The sequence below is a fragment of the Mixta hanseatica genome (assembly GCF_023517775.1).
Classification (GTDB): Bacteria; Pseudomonadota; Gammaproteobacteria; order Enterobacterales; family Enterobacteriaceae; genus Mixta; species Mixta hanseatica.
The window spans coordinates 1,901,836-1,915,726 of record NZ_CP082904.1 but is presented as its reverse complement, the minus strand read 5'-3'; the positions used below and the strand labels follow the sequence as shown (position 1 = coordinate 1,915,726).

Annotated in this window: 16 protein-coding genes and 1 pseudogene; 10 read left to right on the top strand and 7 right to left on the bottom strand. The window is 54.3% G+C overall.

What is annotated here, in order from left to right; all coding sequences use genetic code 11:
• The first annotated feature begins 173 nt into the window (after positions 1-173).
• Both treA and K6958_RS09310 read left to right on the top strand, forming a co-directional pair.
• Complete coding sequence (treA, locus tag K6958_RS09315; RefSeq protein ID WP_249894371.1) at positions 174-1,844, top strand: alpha,alpha-trehalase TreA; 1,671 nt, start codon at positions 174-176, stop codon at positions 1,842-1,844.
• A gap of 227 nt (positions 1,845-2,071) precedes the next feature.
• Positions 2,072-4,222 (top strand): TonB-dependent siderophore receptor, encoded by a 2,151-nt coding sequence (locus K6958_RS09310; RefSeq protein ID WP_249894370.1) that lies wholly within the window; start codon positions 2,072-2,074, stop codon positions 4,220-4,222.
• A gap of 121 nt (positions 4,223-4,343) precedes the next feature.
• On the opposite strand, the pseudogene K6958_RS09305 reads toward K6958_RS09310, so the two are convergent.
• The 3 genes and pseudogenes from K6958_RS09305 to K6958_RS09295 form a co-directional block, all read right to left on the bottom strand.
• Positions 4,344-4,559 (bottom strand): annotated as a pseudogene (locus K6958_RS09305) (KR domain-containing protein); the annotation flags it as partial.
• Positions 4,560-4,676: 117 nt separating this feature from the next.
• Positions 4,677-4,925, bottom strand: coding sequence for a GlsB/YeaQ/YmgE family stress response membrane protein (locus K6958_RS09300; protein WP_103057839.1), 249 nt, complete (start codon positions 4,923-4,925; stop codon positions 4,677-4,679).
• A gap of 13 nt (positions 4,926-4,938) precedes the next feature.
• Positions 4,939-5,136: a glycine zipper domain-containing protein gene (locus K6958_RS09295; RefSeq protein ID WP_249894369.1), complete on the bottom strand. Its 198-nt coding sequence runs from the start codon at positions 5,134-5,136 to the stop codon at positions 4,939-4,941.
• A 215-nt stretch (positions 5,137-5,351) separates the two neighbouring features.
• Between K6958_RS09295 and K6958_RS09290 the strand changes: the two genes are divergently transcribed.
• Together K6958_RS09290 and K6958_RS09285 are read left to right on the top strand one after the other, a co-directional pair.
• Positions 5,352-6,086 (top strand): flagellar brake protein, encoded by a 735-nt coding sequence (locus tag K6958_RS09290; protein ID WP_277614722.1) that lies wholly within the window; start codon positions 5,352-5,354, stop codon positions 6,084-6,086.
• A gap of 97 nt (positions 6,087-6,183) precedes the next feature.
• Entirely contained in the window at positions 6,184-7,332 is a 1,149-nt protein-coding gene (locus K6958_RS09285; protein ID WP_249894367.1) for a mechanosensitive ion channel family protein, read from the top strand.
• Here the strand turns inward: K6958_RS09285 and emtA are convergent.
• The gene (gene emtA / locus K6958_RS09280; protein ID WP_249894653.1) at positions 7,317-7,931 is read right to left on the bottom strand and encodes a membrane-bound lytic murein transglycosylase EmtA; all 615 of its coding nucleotides are present in this window, start codon (positions 7,929-7,931) and stop codon (positions 7,317-7,319) included. The two genes, K6958_RS09285 and emtA, sit on opposite strands and share 16 nt — an antisense overlap.
• Before the next feature lie 188 nt (positions 7,932-8,119).
• Between emtA and ldcA the strand changes: the two genes are divergently transcribed.
• A complete protein-coding gene (ldcA, locus tag K6958_RS09275; protein ID WP_249894366.1) occupies positions 8,120-9,076 on the top strand; it encodes a muramoyltetrapeptide carboxypeptidase in 957 nt (318 codons plus the stop codon).
• Here the strand turns inward: ldcA and K6958_RS09270 are convergent.
• Entirely contained in the window at positions 9,073-9,456 is a 384-nt protein-coding gene (locus tag K6958_RS09270; RefSeq protein ID WP_249894365.1) for a hypothetical protein, read from the bottom strand. The two genes, ldcA and K6958_RS09270, sit on opposite strands and share 4 nt — an antisense overlap.
• Before the next feature lie 189 nt (positions 9,457-9,645).
• On the opposite strand from K6958_RS09270, the gene K6958_RS09265 reads away from it, so the two are divergent.
• Positions 9,646-10,002 carry a DUF4186 domain-containing protein gene (locus tag K6958_RS09265; protein ID WP_249894364.1) on the top strand — a complete coding sequence of 119 codons (357 nt, stop codon included), beginning with the start codon at positions 9,646-9,648 and terminating at the stop codon, positions 10,000-10,002.
• A gap of 70 nt (positions 10,003-10,072) precedes the next feature.
• On the opposite strand, the gene K6958_RS09260 is transcribed toward K6958_RS09265, so the two are convergent.
• Positions 10,073-10,252 carry a hypothetical protein gene (locus K6958_RS09260; RefSeq protein ID WP_249894363.1) on the bottom strand — a complete coding sequence of 60 codons (180 nt, stop codon included), beginning with the start codon at positions 10,250-10,252 and terminating at the stop codon, positions 10,073-10,075.
• A gap of 216 nt (positions 10,253-10,468) precedes the next feature.
• On the opposite strand from K6958_RS09260, the gene K6958_RS09255 reads away from it, so the two are divergent.
• Together K6958_RS09255 and K6958_RS09250 are read left to right on the top strand one after the other, a co-directional pair.
• Positions 10,469-10,801: a hypothetical protein gene (locus tag K6958_RS09255; protein ID WP_249894652.1), complete on the top strand. Its 333-nt coding sequence runs from the start codon at positions 10,469-10,471 to the stop codon at positions 10,799-10,801.
• A gap of 41 nt (positions 10,802-10,842) precedes the next feature.
• Positions 10,843-11,397: a hypothetical protein gene (locus K6958_RS09250; RefSeq protein WP_249894362.1), complete on the top strand. Its 555-nt coding sequence runs from the start codon at positions 10,843-10,845 to the stop codon at positions 11,395-11,397.
• Positions 11,398-11,410: 13 nt separating this feature from the next.
• Here K6958_RS09250 and K6958_RS09245 read toward each other — a convergent pair whose 3' ends face one another.
• Entirely contained in the window at positions 11,411-11,617 is a 207-nt protein-coding gene (locus K6958_RS09245; RefSeq protein WP_249894361.1) for a DUF2767 family protein, read from the bottom strand.
• A gap of 125 nt (positions 11,618-11,742) precedes the next feature.
• On the opposite strand from K6958_RS09245, the gene K6958_RS09240 reads away from it, so the two are divergent.
• Positions 11,743-13,509 carry a sensor domain-containing phosphodiesterase gene (locus K6958_RS09240; RefSeq protein ID WP_249894360.1) on the top strand — a complete coding sequence of 589 codons (1,767 nt, stop codon included), beginning with the start codon at positions 11,743-11,745 and terminating at the stop codon, positions 13,507-13,509.
• A gap of 121 nt (positions 13,510-13,630) precedes the next feature.
• Positions 13,631-13,807 carry a hypothetical protein gene (locus K6958_RS09235; RefSeq protein WP_249894359.1) on the top strand — a complete coding sequence of 59 codons (177 nt, stop codon included), beginning with the start codon at positions 13,631-13,633 and terminating at the stop codon, positions 13,805-13,807.
• The last annotated feature ends 84 nt before the right edge of the window (positions 13,808-13,891 follow it).

Below are 13,891 nucleotides of genomic sequence, written 5' to 3'. Positions count from 1 at the left end.
GCCGAACAGCCACATAACAGCGCTCAGATGAAATAAGGCGGTAGCGCAGGTAAAAGCCTAATCCAACTCACATTTCCCGACTTCACGCCAGGCAAATTATTTAATTTCGTCTAAAGTTTTTTGAATGGTCAAACACTTACAGATCATGTCTGGTCTGGACAAGGAGAATACTGATGACGAAAAAGGCCGTACCTTCTCAATGGAAAGGCGCGCTGTTATTGCCTTTGCTGATTACCGGCGCGCTGGCAACGGGATCTTTTTATGCGCAGGCAGCGGACGATCAGCAACTGCAGAGTCAGGCGCCGCAACCGCCGGATGTGCGTCTGGGGCCGCTTTATCATGCAGTGCAGTCCGCAAAGTTCTTCCCGGATCAGAAAACTTTTGCCGATGCGGTGCCGAAATTTAATCCCGCCTCTATTCTGGCCGACTGGCAAATGCAAAAAAATCAGCGCAATTTCGATCTGCGCCGCTTTGTTGATACTAACTTCACGCTGCCAGCCAAAGGTGAAGCCTACGTGCCGCCGGCCGGCCAAAGCTTGCGTGAGCATATCGATGGCCTGTGGCCGGTGCTGACGCGCACTACCGATAAAGTTAACCAGTATGATTCCCTGCTGCCGCTGCCGAAACCGTATGTGGTGCCGGGCGGCCGTTTCCGTGAAATTTACTACTGGGACAGCTATTTCACCATGTTGGGGCTGGCGGAAAGCGGCCACTGGGATCGCGTACAGGATATGGTGGATAACTTTGCGCACGAACTGGATAAATATGGTCATATTCCCAACGGCAACCGCAGCTACTATCTGAGCCGTTCGCAGCCGCCGTTCTTCAGCCTGATGGTGGATTTACTGGCGCAGCATGCGGGTGAAAGCACCTACAGTAAATATCTGCCGCAGCTGCAAAAAGAGTATCAATACTGGATGGCGGACGCGCAAAGCGTAGCGGCCGGCAGCGCCAGCAAGCGCGTCGTGAAGCTGAAGGATGGCACCGTGCTGAACCGCTACTGGGATGCGCGTGATGTTCCGCGTACTGAATCTTATATGGATGACATCGCCACTGCCGAAAAAGCGAAACAGCGCAATAAGGCGGAGCTGTATCGCGATCTGCGCTCCGGCGCGGCATCCGGATGGGACTTCAGTTCACGTTGGTTTGACGATCCCAACGATCTTTCTACTATCCGCACCACAGAGATCGTTCCGGTCGATCTGAACGCCCTGCTGTTCCATCTGGAAAAAACGTTGGCGCACGCCAGCAAAGCCGCCGATAAACAGAGCGACAGCCAACGCTACGCGGATCTGGCCGAGAAACGTCAGGTAGCGATTAACCGCTATCTGTGGAATGCGGAAGGCGGTTGGTATGCCGACTATGACTGGAAACGCAGCAGCGTACGTACGCAGCTGACTGCTGCCGCGCTGTTCCCGCTCTATATGCAGGCCGCCAGCGATGATCAGGCGGCGAAAACCGCCGCTGCGGTAGAAAAACAGCTGGTTAAAGCGGGCGGTCTGGTCACGACGAACGTGCATAACGGCCAGCAGTGGGATGCGCCTAACGGCTGGGCGCCGCTGCAATGGGTCGCCGTTGAAGGCCTGAATCACTACGGCAAACAAACGCTGGCGAAAGATATCGGGATGCGCTTCCTTGATAACGTTCAGGCCACCTATGACCGCGAGCATAAGCTGGTGGAAAAATATGTGGTGGAAGGTAACCTCGGCGGCGGCGGCGGCGGCGAATATCCGTTGCAGGATGGCTTTGGCTGGACTAACGGCGTCACCCTGAAGCTGATGGATATGTACTGCCCGAAAGATGTGACCTGTAATAATGTTAGCGATATGAAAAAATCTCAGTAACTTTTCCCGCCCGGCCGCCTGGCCGGGCAACCTGACTTCCCTTTTAATCCACTGAATCCCCACGGTTTATCTGGAAATATTCAGATAAATTACATCTTGAATCGGCAATCGATAAAGATAATAATTCTCATTAGTCTTTCCAGTTACATGATTTAGCCATCTCGGTAATGCTTCTGGCCGCGCTCCGTAACCGGGCGGCCTTTTCGATTCTGCTTAAGGGATATCACATGGGAATGCCTTTTAACCTGAAACGTTCTGCGCTGCTTTGCTCACTGGCGCTTGCCGTCCCGGGTTTTTCGCTGGCGGAAGAGACGCTGACGGTAACCGCTCAGCCCGCTGAAACTGCCGATTCACCCACCTCTGGCTATACCGTTAAAACCAGTAAAGGTGCCACGAAAACCGATCAGCCGTTGATTACTACCGGCCAGTCCGTTTCGGTGGTGACGCGTCAGCAGATTGAAGATCAGGGCGCGATGGATGTTAACCAGGCACTGAACTACTCCTCCGGCGTGTTTACTAACTTTGCCGGTGCGGCGACGCGCTACGATACGGTTTCCCTGCGCGGCTTCCACGGCGGCGATGTCGATAACACCTTCCTGGACGGCCTGCGTCTGATGACCGATGGCGGCAGCTATAACGCGCTGCAGATTGATCCCTGGTTCCTGGAACGCATCGATGTGATCAAAGGCCCCTCTTCCGCGCTGTACGGACAAACGGTACCGGGCGGGCTGGTGATGATGACCTCAAAACGTCCGCAGTTTGCCCAGGAAGGCCATTTCCGTCTGATGGCGGGGAATAATGCCACCACCGGCGCCGCCTTTGATTACACCAATGCGCTGAACGATCAATGGGCGTTCCGCATTACCGGTATTACGCGTCATAGCGATACGCAGTATGACCATACGCGTGAAGAGCGCTATGCTATTTCCCCTTCTTTGCTCTGGCAGCCGGATAGCGACACCTCTTTATTATTGAAGGCCTATCTGCAAAAAGATCCTTCCGGCGGTTATCACGGCTCGGTGCCGGGCGAAGGCAGCATTACCGAACACAACGGCAAGAAGTTAAGTAATGGCTTTTACGATGGCGAAAGCTCGCTCGATCAGTTTAAGCGCCGCGAGCAAATCTACAGCTATGAGTTTTCGCATCGCTTCAACGATACCTGGGCCTTCCGTTCCAATGCCAGCTATACCCATTCAAACGTCGATTTAGATCAGGTGTATCAAATTGGCTGGCGCGGCGACAGTAATCTGTTGGATCGTTATTATTCTGGCGAGCGCTCATCGCTGGACGCTTTTGCTATCGATAACCAGCTGGAAGCGGATTTCAACACCGGCGATGTGCAGCATACGCTGGTGTTGGGCGCCGATTACCATCAGTATCGTAACAAACTGTGGGATGCCAGTGCCTGGGTTGATCCGCTTAACGCACGTACCGGCGAAGGCGGCACGCGCTTCTGGCAGACCGCTTACGATCCAGACACCGCTCGCGTGCCTGGCCTGTATGCTTATGATCAAACGCGTCGTTATCATCAGGCGGGCGTCTATCTGCAAGATGATATGGCATGGAATAAGTGGCATATGACCCTTTCCGGCCGTTACGATCGTTTAGTGGCGAAAAGCACTAACGACGCGACGGATACCAGCCGCCGTCGTTCCGATGACCATATTAGCGGCCGCGCCTCGCTACTGTATGCTTTCGATAATGGCGTATCCCCTTACGTCAGCTACAGCCAGGCGATTACTCCTTCCAGCCTGCCGGATGCGAACGGCGATCTGTTAAAACCGACCACCGCCGAGCAGTATGAGGCAGGCGTGAAGTATCAGCCGAGCGGTACCTCTGATATGTACTCCATTGCGGTTTACGATCTGACGCAAAAAGATGTCGGCAACCGCATTGTGAACACCTCGTTCTACGAGCCAGCCGGGAAAGTGCATTCCCGCGGGCTGGAGCTGGAGGCGCGCAATCAGCTTACGCCGCGCTTCAGCACTATCGCCAACTATTCGGTTACGCGCGTACGTTTCAAAGATGCTATTGACGGTAATGATGGCCATACGCCATACGTAACGCCGAATCAGATCGCCTCGCTATGGGCAAATTACAAATTTGATTACGGTATTAGCACCGGCGCGGGCGTGCGCTATATCGGCAAACAGTGGGCGGATAATGAAAACACCACTCGCCTGCCGTCGGTTACCCTGTTTGATGCGTCGGTGAAAGCCGATCTGGGCGAATGGAATAGCCAGCTGAAAGGCGCATGGGTACAGGTCGCAGCAAATAACCTCACCGATCGTAAATATGTTGCCGCCTGTTATGGCACCGGCAACTGCTACTGGGGCGCGGAACGATCCGTGGTCGCTACCGTCGGTTACGATTTCTGACGACGCAAAACGGCATCAGGCGTGTTAGCCGCAAACGTGGTTAACAACGCCTGAAGCCTGACGGTTGATTAAGGGGGTTACGTGGCAAACGTAACCTCCTTTTGTGCATTTCGTGCTGAATTTAACCCTTGAGCGCGGCGGCGATGGTTTCCTGCCACGGCGTCGTGGCGCGGCCAATCAGCTTGCTCAGCATGCGGCTGTCGCCCGCCAGTTCATAAACTTTTTCTGTCGGCTCAGCCTGAGTCATTACCGTCGCCGCCGCCTCGGCATAATCCTGACGGCTGGCGGAGGCGATGCGCCCTTCCGCCGCGTTAATCACGTTTTGGTGCTGTGCAGCCCGCTGGCCGACTGGCTGGAAAGCCATTTTGCGCAGATGCAGCAGCAGCGTATACAGAACGCAGCATCGCAGGCATAAAAAAAGGAGGCCTTAGCCTCCTTTTTCTGAATTTACCGCTTAGTGACGCACTTTGCGATAAATAAACAGCACCACAATGGCACCGATTACCGCGACCACAAAGCTGCCGAAATTAAAGCCATCAACGCGACCGAAGCCAAAGAAGGTACTGATCCAGCCGCCGACTACGGCACCGATGATGCCAAGAATAATGGTAATAATGAAACCACCACCATCTTTACCCGGCATGATCCATTTAGCGATGATACCGGCGATTAAACCAAAAATGATCCATGACAGAATTCCCATCTGTAACTCCTTCTTATTTACGGCTAATTAACATACCAACAATGATTCCCACTACGGCACCGGCACCAACGCCCGCCCAGGGGTTACTTCTTACATACGTACACGCCTGATGCGTTACGTTGTTCATTTCGCGACACAGTTCACTGCCTGCTTCGCAAGTACGTTCCTGCGCATAGTCCAGGTTGTCGCGCGTTTGTTTTTTCGAAAACATTACCAGTCCTCCTGAGATCGGTTAGCGGCTGACCTGTTCATCACACTTCTGGCAACAAGTATAGGACATGATTCTAACTATGTGATTTCAGGGATAACTTTTTGCAGTTTTTTTATCCAAAAAGTAAAAAACACTATAAATTTCGGCGCCTCAGTGCCGATAAACAGCGGATAACGATGATTACAGCAATTTTTAGCAACAGACTGGAGCGGGAAGTGAAAGAGCCAGACAATGAGCAATATTACAAACGCGGCACGCTGGCAGTATTGGGCGTACTGCGCGATATCGAGCGTGACGCCACGCCGATCATGATTTCCCATGCGCGCGGTCAGTTTATCAGCCGTATCCTGTCCGTTGATAAAGAACTGCTGGTGATCGATTACGGCAGCAATGATTACGATAATCAGGTGACGCTGGAAATGCACAGCCTGCGCGTCAACGCTGAAATGAAAGGCGCGAAAGTTGAATTCAGCCTGGAACAGCTGCACGAAGCGCACTTTGGCGGCCTGCCCGCTTTCAGCGCCCCGCTGCCCGCAGAGCTGCTGCAGATTCAGCGTCGTGAATATTTTCGCATCAGCGCGCCGCTGGACCCAATATTTTACTGTCACGCCACCTGGCCGGAAGGCGGCAAAGCGCGTCTGCGCTTACAGGATATTTCGCTGGGCGGCGTGGGCGTACTGGTGGAAGGTGAAATGCCGGAGAACCTTCCCAGCGGCGATATCTGGCGCGGCATGCGGCTGGATATGGGTGAATATGGCGAGCTGCAGGTAGATGCGCAGCTATTGCACGTGGGCGCACGGACTACCGTCAGCAGTAAAAACGAGACGGTATCGACACCACGCCTGAGTTTCCGTTTTACTTCCCTTGGTCCGGCGCAGGAGCGCCAGCTACAGCAGATTATTTTTGCCCTTGAACGCGTCGCGCGTGAAAAGGCGATGCGCTTCCGTTAAGAGATGTTCATCTCCCGGCCTGGCAAAGGGCACCCGCCTGAGCCAGGCTTAGTGTTGATTTTAGGCCGCTCAATCAACCGTAAGGAGATGCTCCCCAATGGAAAATCTGTTTTCCGACCGGAATCTGTCACTGCTGTTTAACCAAACGTTCTGGTTCAATACGGTTATCGTCGTTGCCGGCACCGCGATTATTTACTGGGTGCTGCGCTCGCTGATTGGCTTCATCAGTTCCCGTCTTGGACGTTTTGAAAACGATCACCGTTCGCGCTTTTATAACATCGCCGTTGAGATGTTGCGCACCACCAGTCGCCTGCTGCTGTTTATCTTTTCCCTGCTGATTGCGATTAAATTTATCGACCTGCCCTCCACCTGGCACCGCAATATTTCTCACGGCTGGTTTATCGCGCTGATGCTGCAGTTCGCGCTGTGGCTGGACTGCGGCGTGCGTCTGTGGCTAAGGAATATGCTACGCGATCCCACCCACGTGCGTAATCCGGTTACCATGGTGATCCTGGGCATCATGCTGCGGATATTTATCTGGGCGATTATGATGCTGGCGATCCTGTCAAATATGGGCGTCAATATTACTGCGCTGGTCGCCAGCTTAGGGGTGGGCGGTATTGCGGTCGCGCTGGCGATTCAAACCGTACTGAGCGATGTTTTCGCCTCGCTGGCCATCGGGCTGGATAAGCCGTTTGAAATTGGCGACTTTATCGTTTTTGGCGATATTGCCGGCTCAATCGAACATATCGGTTTGAAAACCACGCGCATTCGCAGCCTCAGTGGTGAACAGGTGGTCTGCGCTAACGCCGTGCTGCTGCAGCAAACCATCCACAACTACAAGCGTATGCAGGAGCGCCGTATCCAGTTCCGCTTTGGCATCAGCTATAACACGCCCGCAGAGAAGGCGCGTCAGATTGGCGGCATCGTTAAAGAGATTATTCAGGGCGTGGAGCAAACGCGTTTCGATCGTGCGCACTTCCTCTCTTTTGATGTTTCCCAGCTGACCTATGAAGTGATCTATTTCGTTACCGATGCCGATTACAACAAATATATGGATATTCAGCAGGAGATTAACCTGCAGCTGATGGAGCGGCTGGAAGCGCTGGATGTGCATTTCGCCTTCCCGATCCGTCACGTGCAGTTTACCGGCGGTACCTTGCCGGAACTGAACATGACGGAAAAGGCCTCTAATGAAGAGGAAGAGGGCCAGCGGAATGACCCTCGACGTCAGATAGTGCGATAAACGGTATTCACTTTCCACAAATAACGCGGCGCCTGTGCAGCCGGATGTCGGGTCTGCACATGGCGTCGAAACTCATCCGGCGACATCTCGTTAATCATGGCGATCGCCTGCTGGCGGTCTTGGGAGAAGGTACGCAACAGCGCGCCCGCGCCGTTGGCGTAAGAGACAATAGTGGCGTAGCGCAACGTTTCCGGATCGCGAATGCCGGCCAGCGCCCGCTGTTGCAGTAGACGAATATAGGCGGTGCCAATATCAATATTCCTGGCCGGATCGCGCAGCTCGCGCGTTGATGGCTGTCCATGCCTTCCCTGCGCGCGATAAACTTCACGCCCGGCAGTTGAGGCTTTGATTTGCATCAGGCCAACGGCATTCGAACGGCTGACCACATCCGGATCGCCGCCCGACTCAACGCTGATAATCGCGCTGATCAAACGCTCATCAACGCCATAATGGCTGGCGGCGTTTTCCGTAAACATCGACCAGGCTTGCGCAACGTGCGTTGGCGCAGCTTTGGTTAAAGGCGTCTGCCGCTCCGGGGCAGTATGGCGAGTGGTTTTACTGGCACAGCCCGCCAGTAACAGTGCTGAGAGCACCAGCATCCTGATTTTCACGCTGTAGGGTTCCTCGAAGCCTGATTGCTGCGCCCCATCTTACTTAGCGGCTCGCTTTTAAAAATGTCCACTTGTCCGAATTGCTGAATAAAGTGTGACAAATGATGACTTTAAGCTGGTTTTTCGTCATTATCACGCCAGCTGGACCGCAGGAAAAGAAACAGGAGTCCCGATAAATGCATCCGCACACGCCCCGAACTATCCATCTTATTGCGCCTTCCGGTTACTGTCATAATCAGCCTGCCGCCGCGCTGGGCATCCAGCGGCTGGAACAGGCGGGCCATCAGGTCATCAACCAGGCGGTAACCTGCCGCCGCTTCCAACGTTTCGCCGGCAGCGACGCTGAACGCCTGCAGGATATCAATGCGCTGGCGCGACTTAGTCCGCTGCCGGATATTATCCTGACGGTGCGCGGCGGCTATGGCGTGACGCGGCTGTTGGATCAGGTTGACTACGCGGGTTTGCGGCAGCAGCTGCAAGGTAAGCCGGTCGCGCTATGCGGCCATAGCGATTTTACCGCGCTGCAGCTGGCGCTGCTGGCGCATTCGGGTTTGATCACCTTTAGCGGGCCGATGTTGTGCGGCAATTTCGGTGCGCCAGCGCTGTCTGAATTTAGCTGGAATCACTTTTGGCAAGCGTTAACCTCACCTGAATTTACCCTGACGTGGGCCAGCAGCACGCCGTCATTGCCAACGCTGACCGGCACGCTCTGGGGCGGTAATCTGGCGATGATCATGACGCTCGTCGGCACGCCGTGGATGCCGGTTATCAATGACGGTATTCTGGTGATCGAGGATATCAATGAGCACCCGTTCCGCACCGAACGCATGCTGCTCCAGCTGCATCAGTGCGGTATTCTGGCGCGCCAGCGAGCAATTGTCATCGGCAGTTTTACCGGCGTTAAACCTTCCGAATATGATAACGGCTTCGGCTTTGCTACCGTCTGGCAGCGTATCCGCGAGCTGACCGGCCTGCCGGTTATCGACGGGCTCGATTTTGGTCATGACCAGGCGACGGTCACGCTGCCGTTAGGCGCGCAGGGCGCGCTGAGCGTGGCTCGCGGTCAGGCCAGCCTGCGCATCAGCGGCCACCCGGTGTTAGCAACATCCGCCACGCCGTGCGCTCAAGGTTAAGAATTGATGTGGTTGCGGTCGTCAAAACGCTCCAGCGTGATAGCTTCCACTTCACGTTTCGCGCTACGGCTACAGGGCAGCAGCTTGCTGGTGTTATGATAAGCGAACCACACTTCGCCGTTGCTCTGATTGATGATCAACCGATCGCCATTGCGGAAACGGGTGATGGCAATCCTGGCGCCATTTTCCATGGTATGGCGCGTCTGACCGGACGCGACCTGGAAATGGCGTTGCGGCCACATTAGCGTGGTCAGGCCATATTGCGCACGTGATATGGTCATCACCGCCCGTCCCGGACAGGTGATCTGAAATTCGGTTTCGCTCCAGGCAGACGACGTAACTAGCGTAAGCAATCCCGCCGCTAACCATAATTTCTTCATAACGCATTCATCCTCAGCGTAAGTACAAAAATATTCACTATTATCCATAGCCTGCGATCGGCAGAAACGCGAACCGCAGTGCTGATCTGGCGCAAATTTTTGCTGAAATTTCTGAGCAAGCCCTGGCAATCGTCGATTTGACAACGCTGACGACGGCATTAACATCGATGTGATTAACAGGAGCTATCTATGTCTGAACTTGATCGGCTGTTTCAGCGCCTGGATGCCTCGACGTTTCGTCGTCGCTTTCGGCTGGGAAGTAAGGAACGGCAATATTGTCTGGAAAAAGGGCCGGAGGTGATTGATCGACATGCGGCGGAGTTTATCGCGCAGCGTCTGGCTGCTGCCGAGCCGCGTAACGATGGTAAACAAACGCCGATGCGCGGGCACCCGGTATTTATTGCGCAACACGCCACCGCGACCTGCTGTCGGAGCTGCCTGGAAAAGTGGCACCGCATTGCCGCCCATCAGCCGCTAAGCGCCGAACAACAGCGCTACATGGTTACGGTGATTCACGCCTGGCTGGTAAAAGAGATGAACCGCTAACGTTACCGATGAGAATAACAGCCGCATAACGCGGCTTTCAGATCCGTTCAAAATTTGTGCCAGTTTTACGTTACTCAGCGGCAATTTCCGCCGCCACCAGCATCAGCGCCAGCCCGGCATCTTCTTCCTCGTATTCGCTCAGGGTCTGTTTTATCTTGCTAATACAGCTCTCTACCTGCGCTTTCTGGGGCTGTGGCAGGTTATCAATAGCATGGCGAATCAGCATCAGACTGGCTTCTTCTTCTTTCATTCCGCGTTTCCCTTTCGTGAGAGGGCGCACAGTTTGCCAAATTTATCGCGTTAAACCAAGTTAAGTCACTTTTTTTCACTGGTTCAGTTGGCGCAGCGGCAGCGTATTCCCTCATTTCTGCGGGTGGATGCTATGCTGTTCAAAGCGCAGCGCGCTGCTGCGCCGGTCCTGTCTTGTATACGGCAGGAAAAGCGATAAGATGAAAAGGCCATGAATATGCTGCGAGTGATGGTGTTCACGCTTCCCTTTTTGCTGGCTGCCTGCTCTTCCGGCCCGCAGGGCGTTGAGTGTCCTGGCAAAGTCGCCTCGATTTACGGTCAGGAAGGCAACGTTACCCACGGTACCGTGTTTGATCTGGTCAATTCCTTTAGCGTGGCCACGGATGAGGTTAAAGTGGAAAGCGGACCGCTTCACTCTACCGATCGCACCCGCTATATCCCGGCAGCGGTTACCAAAGAAGGTTATCTGGCGCAGCGCCTGTCCGATAAGCAGTTCCGCCTTATCGATCCCCAGCAGGATCGGATGATTACCTGGACCTGCGGCAAGTAAGGCCGCCGATACCCTAAAGCCACCTTGAACGAGATGTCAGCATGGAACAGGAAACACAACACGATCGCTTCGTTATTTTCCCCTATCCGCCGGAAAGCTATAGCGATGGTAGCGTTAATCATGGCGGTATCGACTTAACGCACGAGACGCAGCGCATTGATGAGATAGAGGAAGCCAGACGTTCGCCTAACCTGCGGCGCCTGCTGGAGGAGGTAAATTTGCAGGATGGGCTGTTTATGACGCTGGGCTGTGATTATCGCCAGCTCACCGGCGGCATAAGCGGCTATGTAGATTTTACTTTCCGGCCGGGATTGCCCGCCTCGTTAACGGTGGATGCCGTGAGCCTGGATGACTATTTTTGGGCTTATCTGGCGAAACAGGAGATAGCAAACCATATCAGCGATGGCGCGATGGTGGGCTATGCGCGTTCCGCGCTGAAATGGAGTTGGTCTGAACTTGAGATGGGCGGCGTAAGCGGCAAGAAAATCACCCTCGCCTTTTGCTGTCAGCGCAGCGAGGATGCTGAATGGTGTCTTGATCATCTGCGTCACTTTTTAGTGACCGAGTTTCCCTCGTTGCCGCTGCGTCAAGCCTGAAGCGGCGGGCGGCTCAGGGCTTAATCAGACGGATCGCATGTTCCAGCACTTTTTGCTCGTCGCGATCGCTATCCAGGCGACGTTGACGCGTTTGCCACAGTAAACTGGCGAGCGTTTCGCGCTCGGTATTCAGGCCGCTTTCCGCCAGCACAATCACCGCATCGCCAATCACCCGGCAAACTTCGTCATAATAGTCTTCACTCAGTGCATCACGTTTCATTTTCTCTCCTCCCCTGTTAAACCTGGCGCAAAAGTAAAATTAAAGCAAAGACCGCCCGCGCCGATAACTCGTTAAGTATAATCATTCCCTTTTAATTTTTCCGTTCCGACGCCAGGCGGACAACTATGCTTAGCCAAATAAAAACATTAAATAGCAAGAGGCGGGCAGCACTGGAACTGCTGAAAAAAAATGACCGCTGCCGGGATGAGATTCTTAGCCAGTTCACATTGCTCACCAGTCAACTGTTAGGTATTCCCAGCTGCTTTGTATCGATTCTTGATGACGATCGGCAGTACATCAGGGCTGCACAAGCGTTTCCGCTTACGGAAACCTCGCTACAACAGGCGTTCTGCCGCCATACCGTTCAGTGTGAACAGCTGCTGGTCTGTCCGGATACCTGGCAAGACCCGCGCTTCGAGCAGCATCCGCTGACGCGCGGCGCGCCTTTTATTCGTTTTTATGCCGGCGCGCCGCTGATCTCCGGTGAAGATAACGTGATCGGCACGCTGTGCGTTACCGATACGCAGCCGCGCATCTTTACTGAGGAACAACAGGTCACGCTCACCATGCTGGCGCGCCTGACCGTCGCCTTTCTCGATGCCTGGTATGCTAACGGTTATATCGATACCATTACCGGCCTGCCCAACCGTCAGCGTTTACTGCGCGATCTGGAGTTAAGTGCCGACGTGCTGCCCGATCAGCAGTGGCGCCTGTTAATGATTGACTGCATCGATCCGCAGCATATTTTTGATGTCGCGCGCACATTGGGTATCGCCGCCTCAGAACGTCTGCTGCATGAGCTGACGCGGGTGCTGCATCAGCGGCTGAGCAATAACGGCAAAGAGCCCATGCTCTATTTGATTAATCACGGCCGCTTTGCGCTGTTAACCCATAGCGAAGAGGGGCTGGACAGCAAACTCTGCAGCGAAAAGCTGCGCGGCATCAATGCCTGTCTCGGCGATACCATCACCATTGATTTGCAGGTTCGCGTCGGAGAGTTGCTATTTTCACCGCGAATGCTGTCGCCGATGGAGGCGTTGCGCCGGGCGCTCAGCGCATTGCATGAGGCGATTGCCCAGCAAAGTTTTTTCCAGCTGTTCGATAGCGAAAACGATCAAAAGCGTAACCAGGAGTTTCAGCGTCTGAACGATCTGGCGCGCGCGGTGCGGGGACGCTATGGGCTTTACCTGGTCTATCAGCCGAAGATTTGCCTGCATACCGGCAAAACTGTCGGCCTGGAGGCGCTGCTGCGCTGGAAGCATCCGGTGGATGGCGAGATCCCGCCCGGCCGCTTTATTCCGCTGGCGGCGGGCACCAGCCTGATGGCGGAACTGACCGACTGGGTGCTGGACAGCGCTATCAGGCAGCTGCAGCGCTGGGCGCAAAAAGGTATTCATCTGCCGGTATCGGTTAATGTCAGCGTCTCTGATATCTGTCGCCCCGGCTTTGCCGACCGCCAGGAGGAGCGGTTGCTGCGCTGCGGATTGACGCCGGAATATCTGGGCATTGAGTGCTTGGAAACGGAAGAGATCCACGCCAGCCCCAACGCGCTGCACGGTTTTGATATGCTGAAGCTGCGCGGCTTTAAGATTTCGCTGGATGACTTCGGTTCCGGCTACAGCAATATCAGCTACCTGCGCCGTATTCCGATTGATGTGATCAAGCTGGATCGTTCGCTGATCAGCCGTCTTCAGCACGATACCGCCAGTGGCATTATCGTACGTAACGTAATCAGCATGCTGAAGGATCTGGATTATGTGGTGCTGGCAGAGGGCGTCGAGGATAAAGACACCTACGAGCAGCTACAGTCGCTGGGCTGCGATGAAGTACAGGGTTTTTACTGTTCAGCCCCGTTGAAAGCCGCGGCGCTGGAACGGTGGTTAAAGCAGTAAGGCATTATTTCGCCTAATCTTTGCCGGGTGATTTCTGCCGTTTATTTCTCCTTATTTGCGCTTCTGTGCTATAGCTTTTACAACGCTATGTTCGGACAGGCCAAGGAAAAAGGAGAATAAATTGAAAATATTTTACTTTATTGCGCTGATTGCCGCTGCGCTCTATTTATTTATCAATTTGCCGAAAGAGAAAAACAAACGCGAGCCGGTGGCCTACTGGGGCTGCTGGGCTTATCTGGTTGCTTCCGTCATCTACTGGAGCATCTTCAGTCTGCGTCACCATTTCCATCTGTTCTGAAAACAGCCCCCGCGCCGGCCACCGGCGCGGGGGCTGTTTATTTGGAACAGGCGAAGCCGTTCCCCTTCCCGACTGCATCACAAC

What these genes read in the sequence shown, in the direction of transcription:
- K6958_RS09250 (WP_249894362.1), top strand. Translation starts at nt 10,843, where the DNA reads ATGGAACAGGAAACACAACACGATCGCTTCGTTATTTTCCCCTATCCG.
- K6958_RS09260 (WP_249894363.1), bottom strand. Translation starts at nt 10,252, where the DNA reads ATGAAAGAAGAAGAAGCCAGTCTGATGCTGATTCGCCATGCTATTGAT.
- K6958_RS09245 (WP_249894361.1), bottom strand. Translation starts at nt 11,617, where the DNA reads ATGAAACGTGATGCACTGAGTGAAGACTATTATGACGAAGTTTGCCGG.
- K6958_RS09300 (WP_103057839.1), bottom strand. Translation starts at nt 4,925, where the DNA reads ATGGGAATTCTGTCATGGATCATTTTTGGTTTAATCGCCGGTATCATC.
- K6958_RS09265 (WP_249894364.1), top strand. Translation starts at nt 9,646, where the DNA reads ATGTCTGAACTTGATCGGCTGTTTCAGCGCCTGGATGCCTCGACGTTT.
- K6958_RS09295 (WP_249894369.1), bottom strand. Translation starts at nt 5,136, where the DNA reads ATGTTTTCGAAAAAACAAACGCGCGACAACCTGGACTATGCGCAGGAA.
- K6958_RS09310 (WP_249894370.1), top strand. Translation starts at nt 2,072, where the DNA reads ATGGGAATGCCTTTTAACCTGAAACGTTCTGCGCTGCTTTGCTCACTG.
- K6958_RS09240 (WP_249894360.1), top strand. Translation starts at nt 11,743, where the DNA reads ATGCTTAGCCAAATAAAAACATTAAATAGCAAGAGGCGGGCAGCACTG.
- ldcA (WP_249894366.1), top strand. Translation starts at nt 8,120, where the DNA reads ATGCATCCGCACACGCCCCGAACTATCCATCTTATTGCGCCTTCCGGT.
- K6958_RS09255 (WP_249894652.1), top strand. Translation starts at nt 10,469, where the DNA reads ATGCTGCGAGTGATGGTGTTCACGCTTCCCTTTTTGCTGGCTGCCTGC.
- treA (WP_249894371.1), top strand. Translation starts at nt 174, where the DNA reads ATGACGAAAAAGGCCGTACCTTCTCAATGGAAAGGCGCGCTGTTATTG.
- K6958_RS09270 (WP_249894365.1), bottom strand. Translation starts at nt 9,456, where the DNA reads ATGAAGAAATTATGGTTAGCGGCGGGATTGCTTACGCTAGTTACGTCG.
- emtA (WP_249894653.1), bottom strand. Translation starts at nt 7,931, where the DNA reads ATGCTGGTGCTCTCAGCACTGTTACTGGCGGGCTGTGCCAGTAAAACC.
- K6958_RS09285 (WP_249894367.1), top strand. Translation starts at nt 6,184, where the DNA reads ATGGAAAATCTGTTTTCCGACCGGAATCTGTCACTGCTGTTTAACCAA.